This window comes from Kurthia sp. ISK08 (assembly GCF_046159805.1).
Classification (GTDB): domain Bacteria; phylum Bacillota; class Bacilli; order Bacillales_A; family Planococcaceae; genus Kurthia; species Kurthia gibsonii.
Genome location: NZ_JBJXHL010000002.1, coordinates 392197 through 404256, shown reverse-complemented (window position 1 = coordinate 404256; position 12060 = coordinate 392197). Strand labels below are relative to the sequence as shown.

Below are 12060 nucleotides of genomic sequence, written 5' to 3'. Positions count from 1 at the left end.
TATTTTATTCGTTATGCTGCGCGTTTATAGTATTTATTATTTGTTTGATATACCACATATTTACCTGATACATAAATATTTTTTGTAAATGTACGATTAAGATTTTTTTGCCCCTTACCGTTTGTCTTCATCACGGCTAACTCACCATGATTTGTATAGTTACTGAAGTAAATTTTACCACCTTTATAAGCTAAGTATTGTACACGAGTATTTGATATTTTCTTATGTTTGTTTGTTGATACATTATAGCTGTATAGACGTTGACGATTTTTATCATTTGCATAGTAGATTGTTGAACCGTTTATTGTAACTGAAGATGTTGATTTAAAGAAGTTGAATTTTGTTGATTTTGCTACTGGTAAACCTGTGTTGTTCCAAGAATGCGTTTTACGTAATTCACTATCACTTAATAAGAAATACTTGTAGCTACGTTTATAGTTATTATTTGGTAGTGGATCATTCCAAGTAATATCTAAGTTGTACCATTGTCCACTTACTTTTACTTTTAACCATGCATGACCAACATTTTTTGAGCGACCTTCTACATATTTAACTGGGATACCCATTTCTTTAAACATACGGTAAGCTGTAATTGCATATCCTTGACATACAGCAACTCGATTTTTTAATACGCCATATGTTGTATATTTTGTTTGTGTATTACCACCATATGTCGCTTTTCCTACAATGTAATCATTTACTGCTTTGACACGATCAAAGTTTGTTTTGTTACTTGCTTTAATTTTTCGAGCAATTTTTTTAGATTCTGTTTGTGCATATTTTTCCTGTGCTTTTGTTGCTAAATATGTTACTTGATATGTTACAACTAATTTATTTGATACTGTTTTACCTTTATAACGGTATGTTTTTAAGTTTGCTGCGATTAATGGTTCTTGTTTTTGTTGTGCTTTGACTAAGTTCGGTAACTCTTTACGTAAAGTTGCTTGATTACCAGTGTATGTGATTGAAAAACTCGTATTTAAATTTTTTAAATTACTTTTTAATACTTGATTATATTGTGTCATATTTTTTGCTGTGTTTGATGCTGCGTGCGCTTCTTCTATATTTACTCCGAATAAACTACCAAACACTACAATCATACCAAATAAAAATGCTGCAACTGCTTTTTTTACCATATCTAATCTTCTCCCTTTTTCCTCATATTTACTTTTAGATATATCTTTAGACTTATTATTTTCTTAATTTGTTTTTATATTTCTAAATTAACATTTCTTTATATCTATTTTATTTTTCAATAAAAACATTTTGTTACTTTAGAACTTATGTAAGAATATTTTTTATTTTTTCCTTACTTTCCTTTACTTACAATCAAAACTTTATCATATATATATTATTTTTCAAGTTAAAAATTAGTCTTTGTACCTATTTTAAACTCAAAAAAAGCTAAAATCAATATAATCTAATCTATAAATAGTATTTTATAACTAATAATAAGTTATTAATATTAAATTTTATCATTTTATAGTTCTACCGTTTTATCTATGTACTTTTTGGTTGTTTTTTTACAATCTAAGAAGTATTTTAAGCACAAAAAAATGACTGCTAGTGGAGTTTACTAACAGTCATTGTTTAAAATAAATAAATTTTTACAAAGATTTAAAGAGAATCTTTTATACTATATAAATTCATTTTATTCACTTCATTAAAAAAATTTAACAATATTATGAATGAAAAGTGACAAAAATAATATAATTGGACGTTTTTAATGGGTACTGTTCTTTACCTCTATATGATTATCTTAAACCTTTTTATTAAATTAACTAGCTCTTTTACAAAACAACAATAAATTTACTCTTAAATAAGAAGTACTTTAATGCCAAATAGCATAATATATTACTACTATTTTAAACTTTTACTTTATACATTTTTGCACCTGATTGATAGTATATATAGCTCCCCTTTACTGCAATGTTTTTAGCAGCTCGTGTTGCTATTTTTTTGAGATTTTTACCACTCGTATCTATACGATATAAATATGCTCCATTTGAATAATTACTAAAATACAGCTTTCCTTTTGAATACGTAATATATTGTACACGTACATTAGAAAGCTTAGTTTTTTTAGCTAATTTTATATCATATGCATATAAACGATGTTGATCTTTACTATTCGAATAATAAAATAGATTACCCACTTGAATAGCTGAACCTGTATCTGCCAAAAAATCATATTTGGTACTTATTGCTACAGGATAGTTTTCTTTTTTCCATGTATGATCTTTCGAAAATACACGATCACTAATTAAAAAATAATTATAATTTACTTCTGTTGGTCTATTCGGCAATGGATCATTCCAGGTTGAATCTAAGTTATACCATTTACCATCTACTTTTACTTTATTCCAAGCATGATTTTGTCCTAATGATGTTCCTACTACATAACGAACTGGAATCTTCATACGTGTTAGTAAATCATAAACTGTTAAAGCATATCCCTGACAAACCGCTTGTTTATTAGTAAGTAACCCATACACTGTATAACGATCTTGAGTTTTCCCGCCATATTGAGTATTCGATACAACATAATCATTCACTGCTTTGACACGTTCATAATCTGTTTTATTCGTTTTCATAATTTGCTGTGCCACTTTATTTAATAATTGACCGGCCTTTTGACTTTTTTCTTTAGATGTATAATATGTAAAATAATATGTCAGTTGTGCATTATCTTGTGTATACATTATTTGATACTTATACGACTTTAATGTCCCAGCCACTTCATCGTGCTTTTGAATTATTTCAGGAATAATTTTCTTCACTTGTTGCGTAATATTTTCTGTCTCTCCTACATATTGAATAATCTTTTCTGTATTTAAATTTTTCAAACTACTAGTTACTTCTTTTGTTAATTCTTCTATATTTTCTACTTTTACTAAATTAGTAGCTTTTACTTCTGTAAATGGTTGTAACATGAAAAGAAAAAAACCACTCATAACTAAAAGAAATATTTGCTTTAATCTCATGTATAACAACTTCTATAGAACTATTTTTTTCTTTTAAATATAACTTTAGAATTAATATATATATTATAAATAAAAGAGTCAATAGACCTAAAAAGAGGTTGTATAGTTATTTTACTTAATGTTTTTTTAACGATATATTTATTTTTATAAAAAAGGTATTATTTATCAAAAAAATGTTATAGCTTCTATTTTTTTATAAACTAAAGACTCTATTCTGAATTTATATTTTCGATATTTTTCGCAAAATAAAACCATAATGCTTATGAAATGATTGTTTTACCTAATAAAAAGTCTTTTGAATCATTTTATTTATAGTGCGTTCACAATGAAACATATTCGAAAAATTCCATGAAAATAAAAAGCACTTTGGCATATAAATATATACCAGAGTGCTTTTCTTTTTAGCGTTTAATCGGTACAACACGTTGATCCTTTTCATTCGTCCCACGCAGTGTTACCTCTTTTAATTCTCTTGCATGATTTTCATGGATTTTAAAATCATATCCGCCCTTTTTACCTGTAAATTTAGCAGCTTTAATTGACAAATACATTTTACCGTCTACAATTGTATAATTGTATCCTGCATAACGATCTGAAGCATTTTTAAAATCACCTGTTACATGTAAATAGCCATCTTTTTCAGATAGTTGTAGATTCGTTAAATCTTCTACAGGTACATTTTTTGCAACATAACCATAAATCGCTACCCAACCAATTACAATAATTACTACTGTTGGAACTATCCATTTCATATGCTTCACATTCGTCACCTTCATCTATCTATTTTGATATCAGTATAGCATAGTTTCGGTAGTCAAAATATTAGCATGCTGTGAACAATATAGAACTAGATTTTTTCTGTCGCAATTCGTACACCTAAACCAACTAAAACAAGTGCTGTGACTTTATTGAATGCACTTTGAATCTTCGGCTGTAAGAACCACTGACGAATCATATTAATGATGAATACAACAATTCCTAACCAAAAAATAGCGATAATCATTAGTACACTTGCTAATATAATTAACTGTATATTCGCTGCTTGATTTGGTTGAATAAATTGAGGCATCAATGTGACATATAACAATAAGGTTTTAGGATTTAATAAGTCCGTTGTCAAACCTTGCATCATACAATTTAACATCGTATTTTTAAACGGCTGTTTTTCAGGAATAGCTGCTTCTTGTAACGTCACACTTTGAGCGCGTGCACGCCATGATTGAATGCCTAAATATACTAAATAAAGCGCCCCTGCGTATTTGATGAATAGAAAAACATATAATGATTTCGATATGACTGCAGCGAGTCCTAGTACTGCTAGAGTCGTCCAGACGATGAGTGCTAAAATAATACCTACCATCGTTAAAATACCCGCTTTTCTGCCATGTAAAATCGTATTTTTTAATACGAGTAATGAATCTACTCCTGGAACCATGACAATTAATAGCGCAACTACCGCAAACATCCATACTTCTTGCATCTAACCCACTCCTTCTTTGATTGATTATAAACAATTTTCAGATATTTTTGTAGAAGCATTTCATATTTATCTAATATATTATGAAAAAGCCCGTAAAATGTATCGCTACATTCTACAGGCTTCTTTGTTTTATATAGTCATTAAGCGTGCGTAACACATTCAGGGCATTTTCCATAAATCTCAAATTTATGTTGATCGACTTCATAACCAGGTAATTGTTCCGTTAGCATCTCCATCGGACAATGATGAATTTCTTTAATCTTGCCACAATCCATGCAGATAAAATGATGATGGTGATGTGCTGTTTCACATTGCATACGGAAATGACGTTCTCCTGATAATTCAGTAGACTCTAAAATGCCTAAATCTACAAAGGTCGATAGATTGCGATAAATCGTATCGTAGCTCATACCAGGATAATCTTTTTTCATAACATCCAATAAGTCACGTGCTGTTAAATATTTTTCACTTTCACTAAAAAGCGCTAAAATCTGTTCGCGTTTATCTGTTTTCTTAAAACCTTTATCTTTTAAAATTTCCCAAGCTCGATGGACGTTCATCTCAAACCACGACTCCTCTCTTAGTTTACACTTGCCGCACGTTTATTCATGATTTTTTTTACGATTAAAACAATTAATAAAATAAGTATTGATGTTATCACAATTGTACCACCTGGTGCTAGATTTAGATAGAAGGCAGTTACCAATCCGACAATCACTGCTAATTCACCAAATACAATCGCATACACAATCGTCTGTTTAAAGCTTTTTGCAATACGAATACTCGCCGCAACCGGTAATGTAATCAGTGACGACACTAATAAAATCCCTACAATACGCATTGAAGCAGCAATGACAAGCGCTGTAATAATCATAAAGATGGTATGAATCACTTTAACAGGTAAGCCACTCGCTTTTGCATATTCGTCGTCAAATGATAGAACGAATAACTCTTTATATAGTAAAAAGATAAAAACAAGTACAATTACTGCAATCCCGATAACAATCCATAAATCTTGTCGACTTACAGCTGAAACAGAACCGAATAAATAACTGAATAAGTCCGTACTAAACCCTTGTGCCAGTGAGATAAAAATAGCACTTAAACCAAGACCTGCTGACATAATAATCGGAATCGATAATTCTTCAAAATGCTTATACAGTCGACGTAATTTTTCAATTAACATCGACCCACCAACTGCTGCAACAATACCTAAGTAAAGTGGATTCAATGTAGCTAACCCAACAACACTCTGACTTAAATAAAGACTTCCTGCAATCCCTGCTAGTGTCACATGCGATAAAGCATCTGCAATTAATGATAGACGACGTACAACAATGAAGACACCGAGTAATGGTGCAATTAATCCAATAATCATCCCTGCTAAAAAGGCATTTTGTAAAAATTCATAATGCAAGATGGATGTTAACATGTCTCATCCTCCTTGTGATGATGAATTTTTCGAACGGAATAGCCATACCATTCATTCAACTGTTCTTTTGACAAGTTCATATAGTCATTTTTAAAACCATGGAAATGAATCGTTTTATTCAGACATGCAACATGACTGATTTTACTTGAGACAATATCCACGTCATGCGTTACTAATAATAATGTCATATCATGACGACGATTCAAATGTGCCATTAAATCATAAAAACTTTGCACATTTTCATAGTCAATCCCTACTGTTGGCTCATCTAAAATTAAAAGCTTTGGATCGGCGACTAATGCGCGTGCGATAAAGACACGTTGTTGCTGACCACCCGAAAGCTCTCCGATATTACGATGAATGAACGCTTCCATTCCTACCGACTGTAGTGCTTCTAAAACGAGTTTTTCTTCATTTTTAGACTTACGCTTAAATAGACCTAGCTTCTTCGTTAAACCACTTGCTACGACTTCACAGACCGTTGCTGGGAAGCCTGAGTTAAATGAATTCGACTTTTGCGATACATAGCCAATCCATTCTCGATGATTAAACTTAGCTGCATCTTGTCCAAATAACTTCACCTGTCCACTTGTTGGCTTTAATAACCCAAGAATCAACTTTAACATTGTTGATTTACCTGAACCATTTGGCCCTAATAATGCTAAAAAATCACCTTCATTTATTGTCAGTGATATATCATTTAATACATTGGTATATTCATATTGAAATGAAACATTTTGCAACTCAATGAGGGGTTGCTTCTCCATATACTTCGCTTCTTTCTAATTCAGAATCATTACGATTTACAAACTAAAATTATAATAGAAGAATGTATGAATGTAAAGGATTTTTGCCTACTACTCATAATTAAAAATCTCTCGCACAATATGTACGAGAGATTTTTTTATTGTTCCTTCATTTCAGCGATTGGTGATGTTGAAAATACACCTGAACGCAACATGTCAATTTCATAACTATATGGTGCTTTTGACTTTTTCTTATCAAGTCCTACCCATGGTGTTTCTAAAATTTTCGGTACGTCTACAAATGCTTCATGATGAACAATTTGATGTAATGGCTCAAAACCAATATGACCAAAACCAATATTTTCATGGCGATCTTTATGAGCGCCCATTGGGTTTTTACTATCATTAATGTGTAATACTTTAATGTTTTTCAAGCCAATATGATGGTCAAATTCAGCAAGTACACCGTCTAAATTATGAACGATATCATAACCCGCATCATGCGTATGGCATGTATCAAAACAAACAGATAGACGTTCATTATTGACAACACCATCAAAAATACGCGCCAATTCTTCAAATGTACGACCACATTCAGAACCTTTACCTGCCATCGTTTCTAAAGCAATTTGCACAGGTGAATCGACTTGTAACACTTCATTTAAGCCTTCAATAATTTTAGCAATTCCTACATCAGCACCTGCTCCAACATGTGCACCTGGATGCAAGACAATCTGTTTTGCGCCTAGTGCTTCTGTTCGTTCAATTTCTTTTTGTAAAAATTCAACACCCAGTTGGAATACTTCAGGTTTTGTTGTATTGGCAATGTTAATGATATACGGTGCATGTACAACGATATTTGAAATACCGTTTGCTTCCATATGCGCGCGTCCTGCTGCAATGTTTAATTCTTCAATTGCTTTACGACGTGTATTTTGTGGCGCACCTGTATAAATCATCATCGTTGTGGCACCGTATGAAGCTGCTTCCTCACTTGAGCCAAGTAGCATTTTCTTTCCACTCATTGAAACATGTGAACCTAATAGCATCTTCTCAATCCCACCTATTTTTTATTTCGAGAACGTGCGCGTTTACGACGCTCTTTCTTTTTAATTTTGTCCATTTCCCAGCGCATATTACGTTTATAACCTGGTTTTACTTTTTTCGGTTTACGAACACGCGATTTCGCAATACGATCAATCTCGTCCTCTTTTTTCGCACCATCACGTTTTTGACGTGAGTGACGCTCTTTCATATCTACTAGCTCATCATTTTTAATGTCTTTCATTTCAAATGAGATGTTCATTTTTTCAATACGAGCTAATGCATCTTCTTCGGATGGTTCAAAGATTGTAATCGCCTGTCCTTTGTTCCCTGCACGTGCTGTACGACCCACACGGTGAATGAAGAACTCTAAATCCTGTGGTAATTCATAGTTAATAACATGCGAAATACCTGGAATATCAATACCACGTGCTGCTAAATCAGTCGCTACGATATATTGGAATTCTAAATCACGAATTTGCTTCATCATACGTTTACGGTCACGTGGTGTTAAATCCCCATGAATACGACCCGTTTTGATACCATTATTCGCTAAGAAATCAGCTACATAATCTGCTTGCTTACGTGTATTTACAAAGATAATGGATAAATACGGGTTAATCGCTTTAATCACTTCAAGTAATTTTTCATTTTTTGATTGACTACGTGTTGGTACTAAATAGAAATCTAAGTTTTCTGCGACCGGACGCTTATCATTCATTTGTACATGCACTGGAGAAGCCATGTACTTGCGTAAAAATGGTTGTAAGCTTTCAGGTACTGTTGCTGAGAAAACGTACATCTCTAAATTCTCACCCATTTGAGAAGCAAATTGATCGATATCTTCAATGAATCCCATATCGAATGCTAAATCTGCTTCATCGACTACAAGCATTTGTGCTGTGTGAACAAGTAATGCTTGTTCATTTACTAAATCGCGAATACGTCCAGGCGTACCTACAACGATTTGTGGTTGTGATTTTAATTTATCAATTGAACGTTGTTTATCTGTTCCACCAATAAATAATTTGGCTTGAATCTCTGTTCCTTCAATTAACTTACCAAGTTCAATGAAGATTTGTTGTGCTAACTCACGAGTTGGCGCAGCAATTACTGCTTGTACTTCTTCTTTTTTTGCGTTCATACGCTCCACAATTGGAATTAAGAAACTATGTGTTTTTCCTGTTCCTGTATGTGATTGGCCAATGGCACTTTTTCCTTTTAAAATTAAAGGAATCATTTCTTTTTGAATTTGTGTTGGTTCTGTAAAACCTAACTTTCCAATCGCTTCACGAAGGAAAGGTTGGAAATTATAATCTGTATATTTTGACATTTTGTCACTCCTCACATGCTTTCTACATTGTAACATGATTCCCGTTCAAGTAGCACATTTCGTTATCATATCGAATGAATTTATACTCTGTCAATTGATTTTTGTAACAATTTCTTCATTCCTATACGCGTGAATTGTATAACAGCTGGGACTTCGTTATAATAGAAGTACTGGTATTGAAAGGAGTTTGAACGAATGAAAGTTGTAAAGATTACCCCTCGTGGTTATTGCTATGGTGTTGTTGATGCTATGGTTATCGCACGAAATGCGGCATTAGATAAGACTTTACCTCGTCCAATCTATATTTTAGGGATGATTGTTCATAATAAGCATGTAACGGATGCATTTGAATCTGAGGGAATTATTACATTAGATGGTGCAAATCGTTTAGATATTTTAGAAAAAGTAGAATCTGGAACTGTTATTTTCACTGCTCATGGTGTCTCACCAGAAGTACGTGAATTGGCACGTCGTAAAGGGCTTGTGTCGATTGATGCAACATGTCCAGATGTGACGGTGACACATGACTTAATCGAAGAAAAAACAAGAGAAGGTTACGATATTATTTATATCGGTAAAAAGGGTCATCCAGAGCCTGAGGGTGCGATTGGTGTTGCACCAGACCATGTACATCTTGTACAACATATTCCTGATATCGAGGCACTCGACTTACAAAACGACAAGTTGCTTGTAACGAATCAAACAACGATGTCACAGTGGGATGTTCATTCTTTAATGGAAGCGCTAAAACTGAAATATCCACATATTGAAGTACATGAAGAAATTTGCTTAGCTACACAAGTGCGACAAGAAGCTGTTGCAAAACAAGCAAATCAAGCTGAGCTTCTAATCGTTGTTGGTGATCCGAAAAGTAACAACTCGAACCGTTTAACACAAGTATCTGAAGAAATTGCGAATATAAAATCATATCGTATTTCAGATGTATCTGAATTAAAAACAGAATGGCTTGAAGGTATTGATGTTGTCGGCATAACAGCAGGCGCTTCTACACCAACACCGATTGTAAAAGAAGTCATTAAGTTTTTAGAGCAGTATGAACACGACAATCCTGAAACACATAAAATCGTCCGCACGGTTACACTTGATAAAATCTTACCAAAGATTAAAGAACCTAAACCGGTTGTACGTATTGAACCATACGAAGCACAATAACAAAAATGAGGTGTCGCGATAATTGCGATACCTCATTTTTATTAAATAAATTGGAAAGGCTCTGTTGATGGTTCACTTACAATAAATTCACATGGAATGTTTTGTTCTGCACATAAGGCTGTCATCTTTTTAGCGACGCCCTCTTTCATCACACTCTCAACATGATGCCCTGGGTCGACAACCGATAAACCGAGCGCTTCAGCATCTTGTGCAACGTGGAAGTATAGATCGCCTGTTACAAAAACATCAGCTCCTGCATATTTTGCAGCACTTACATATTTATTACCGTCTCCACCGAGTACAGCAATTTTTTGAACAGTTGAGGTAATGTCACCTACTACACGAACAGCTGGTACATGTAATGTGCGTTTAACATGTTCTGCGAATTCTTTTAGGGTCATTGGATTTTCTAATAAACCTAAACGTCCTAGTCCCATCTCTTTTGAAACTGTTTCTAAACGATATAAGTCATGAGCTACTTCTTCATACGGATGATTTTGCTTCATTGTTTTAATGGCTTTCTTCTGTAAGGATTCTGGAATCACAACTTCCACTTTCACTTCAGCCTCTAAATGTACTTCACCTTTTTCACCAACAAAAGGTGTCGCACCGTCCAATGCTCTAAAACGCCCTTCACCTGCTGTTTGGAAACTACAGCTATCGTAATCACCAATATGACCTGCACCGATTTGTGCAAGTGCTGTACGCAATTGTTTTGCATGACTTTCAGGAATATAGACAGCTAGTTTAAAGTAGTGTTCTTTATACGTTGGCACTAATACTTTTGTTTCGTGTAATTCAAGTGCCTCAGCTAATAAATCGTTCACGCCACCTTCAGCTACATCTAAATTCGTATGCGCTGCATAAACTGCAATATCATGTTTAATGAGTTTTTCAAATAACTGACCTTGAGGAGAGTCCGTACGTAAATGCGCTAATTTACGGAAAATTGGTGGATGGTGCGCAATGATCAATTCGCAACCTTTTTCAATTGCTTCATCTACCACTGCATGATTCACATCTAATGTAACCAACACTTTTGTAATATTCTTATTTAGTGTTCCAACTGCTAAACCGATAGGATCATTTTCCATTGCTGCATATTTTTTTGGTGACCATGATTCAAATAATTGAATAATTGTTTGACCACTTACTGCTTTCATGCCAACACATCCTTTACAATCGCTATTTTTGCGTGTAACTCTTTCTGCTTTTCTTGAATAGCTTCTGTTTGCTCAACTTCTGCAATCGAAGCTAAAATTTGTTGCCACTGTTTGACTTCACCTGTCCATTTTTCAACGAATACATCATTTTTTTCACGCATAAGGTAAGGTCCAACTAATAATTCTGCTTCTGTTAAATTTTCTGTCCCACGTTCTAATACGAGTACTTCATAAATTTTACGATCTTCTTTTAAAATCGCTTCATCTATCACTTTCCAACCATTTTGCTTTGCCCACACACGAATAGCCATTGCATGAATATTCGGCTGTAAAATAAGACGCTCAACAGTGTGTAAACGTGTTAAATCCTTATTTAAAATAGAGGCAATTAGCGGGCCGCCCATTCCAGCAATCGTTACAGCAGTTACACCATCTTCATGCTCTACTGCTTCCATACCGTCTGCTAAACGAACCGTAATTTTGTCTTGTAATTGTTCTGTTCTTACTTCTTTACATGCAGATTCATAAGGTCCCTTAACAACCTCACCTGCAATTGCTTTTTGGACGATTCCTTGATGTACAAGATAACATGGTAAATACGCATGATCTGACCCGATGTCAGCTACTACTGCGTTTTGAGGCACATACGCCGCAACTGTTTGTAGTCTTTTTGATAATTTCTGGGCATTCATAAATCACGTGCCC

Annotated in this window: 12 protein-coding genes; 1 reads left to right on the top strand and 11 read right to left on the bottom strand. The window is 33.7% G+C overall.

The window, feature by feature from the left end:
- Window positions 1-11 precede the first annotated feature (11 nt).
- The 9 genes from ACKVQX_RS05555 to ACKVQX_RS05515 form a co-directional block, all read right to left on the bottom strand.
- On the bottom strand, window positions 12-1136 hold the full coding sequence (locus tag ACKVQX_RS05555; RefSeq protein WP_068452690.1) for a transglutaminase domain-containing protein: 1125 nt from the start codon (window positions 1134-1136) through the stop codon (window positions 12-14).
- Between the two features lie 729 nt (window positions 1137-1865).
- The gene (locus ACKVQX_RS05550; protein ID WP_197409940.1) at window positions 1866-2933 is read right to left on the bottom strand and encodes a transglutaminase domain-containing protein; all 1068 of its coding nucleotides are present in this window, start codon (window positions 2931-2933) and stop codon (window positions 1866-1868) included.
- Window positions 2934-3385: 452 nt separating this feature from the next.
- Window positions 3386-3745 (bottom strand): hypothetical protein, encoded by a 360-nt coding sequence (locus ACKVQX_RS05545; RefSeq protein ID WP_068452681.1) that lies wholly within the window; start codon window positions 3743-3745, stop codon window positions 3386-3388.
- A gap of 86 nt (window positions 3746-3831) precedes the next feature.
- Window positions 3832-4464, bottom strand: coding sequence for a LysE family translocator (locus ACKVQX_RS05540; protein WP_068452678.1), 633 nt, complete (start codon window positions 4462-4464; stop codon window positions 3832-3834).
- Between the two features lie 140 nt (window positions 4465-4604).
- Window positions 4605-5024 carry a Fur family transcriptional regulator gene (locus ACKVQX_RS05535; protein WP_068452675.1) on the bottom strand — a complete coding sequence of 140 codons (420 nt, stop codon included), beginning with the start codon at window positions 5022-5024 and terminating at the stop codon, window positions 4605-4607.
- 20 nt (window positions 5025-5044) lie between these two features.
- The gene (locus ACKVQX_RS05530) at window positions 5045-5896 is read right to left on the bottom strand and encodes a metal ABC transporter permease (protein WP_068452671.1); all 852 of its coding nucleotides are present in this window, start codon (window positions 5894-5896) and stop codon (window positions 5045-5047) included.
- Window positions 5890-6663, bottom strand: coding sequence for a metal ABC transporter ATP-binding protein (locus ACKVQX_RS05525; protein ID WP_068452669.1), 774 nt, complete (start codon window positions 6661-6663; stop codon window positions 5890-5892). The genes ACKVQX_RS05530 and ACKVQX_RS05525 overlap by 7 nt, the downstream gene beginning before the upstream one ends.
- Window positions 6664-6800: 137 nt before the next feature.
- Entirely contained in the window at window positions 6801-7691 is an 891-nt protein-coding gene (locus tag ACKVQX_RS05520; RefSeq protein ID WP_068452666.1) for a deoxyribonuclease IV, read from the bottom strand.
- A gap of 14 nt (window positions 7692-7705) precedes the next feature.
- Window positions 7706-9019: a DEAD/DEAH box helicase gene (locus tag ACKVQX_RS05515; RefSeq protein WP_068452662.1), complete on the bottom strand. Its 1314-nt coding sequence runs from the start codon at window positions 9017-9019 to the stop codon at window positions 7706-7708.
- Between the two features lie 195 nt (window positions 9020-9214).
- Here ACKVQX_RS05515 and ACKVQX_RS05510 point away from each other — a divergent pair, with 195 nt between their 5' ends.
- Window positions 9215-10192, top strand: coding sequence for a 4-hydroxy-3-methylbut-2-enyl diphosphate reductase (locus ACKVQX_RS05510; protein WP_068452661.1), 978 nt, complete (start codon window positions 9215-9217; stop codon window positions 10190-10192).
- Between the two features lie 41 nt (window positions 10193-10233).
- Here ACKVQX_RS05510 and ACKVQX_RS05505 read toward each other — a convergent pair whose 3' ends face one another.
- Together ACKVQX_RS05505 and ACKVQX_RS05500 are read right to left on the bottom strand one after the other, a co-directional pair.
- On the bottom strand, window positions 10234-11355 hold the full coding sequence (locus ACKVQX_RS05505) for a Nif3-like dinuclear metal center hexameric protein (protein ID WP_068452660.1): 1122 nt from the start codon (window positions 11353-11355) through the stop codon (window positions 10234-10236).
- Window positions 11352-12047, bottom strand: coding sequence for a tRNA (adenine(22)-N(1))-methyltransferase TrmK (locus ACKVQX_RS05500; RefSeq protein WP_068452658.1), 696 nt, complete (start codon window positions 12045-12047; stop codon window positions 11352-11354). The genes ACKVQX_RS05505 and ACKVQX_RS05500 overlap by 4 nt, the downstream gene beginning before the upstream one ends.
- Between the last annotated feature and the right edge of the window lie 13 nt (window positions 12048-12060).

What these genes read in the sequence shown, in the direction of transcription:
- ACKVQX_RS05555 (WP_068452690.1), bottom strand. Translation starts at nt 1,136, where the DNA reads ATGGTAAAAAAAGCAGTTGCAGCATTTTTATTTGGTATGATTGTAGTG.
- ACKVQX_RS05550 (WP_197409940.1), bottom strand. Translation starts at nt 2,933, where the DNA reads ATGTTACAACCATTTACAGAAGTAAAAGCTACTAATTTAGTAAAAGTA.
- ACKVQX_RS05540 (WP_068452678.1), bottom strand. Translation starts at nt 4,464, where the DNA reads ATGCAAGAAGTATGGATGTTTGCGGTAGTTGCGCTATTAATTGTCATG.
- ACKVQX_RS05535 (WP_068452675.1), bottom strand. Translation starts at nt 5,024, where the DNA reads ATGAACGTCCATCGAGCTTGGGAAATTTTAAAAGATAAAGGTTTTAAG.
- ACKVQX_RS05530 (WP_068452671.1), bottom strand. Translation starts at nt 5,896, where the DNA reads ATGTTAACATCCATCTTGCATTATGAATTTTTACAAAATGCCTTTTTA.
- ACKVQX_RS05525 (WP_068452669.1), bottom strand. Translation starts at nt 6,663, where the DNA reads ATGGAGAAGCAACCCCTCATTGAGTTGCAAAATGTTTCATTTCAATAT.
- ACKVQX_RS05520 (WP_068452666.1), bottom strand. Translation starts at nt 7,691, where the DNA reads ATGCTATTAGGTTCACATGTTTCAATGAGTGGAAAGAAAATGCTACTT.
- ACKVQX_RS05515 (WP_068452662.1), bottom strand. Translation starts at nt 9,019, where the DNA reads ATGTCAAAATATACAGATTATAATTTCCAACCTTTCCTTCGTGAAGCG.
- ACKVQX_RS05510 (WP_068452661.1), top strand. Translation starts at nt 9,215, where the DNA reads ATGAAAGTTGTAAAGATTACCCCTCGTGGTTATTGCTATGGTGTTGTT.
- ACKVQX_RS05505 (WP_068452660.1), bottom strand. Translation starts at nt 11,355, where the DNA reads ATGAAAGCAGTAAGTGGTCAAACAATTATTCAATTATTTGAATCATGG.
- ACKVQX_RS05500 (WP_068452658.1), bottom strand. Translation starts at nt 12,047, where the DNA reads ATGAATGCCCAGAAATTATCAAAAAGACTACAAACAGTTGCGGCGTAT.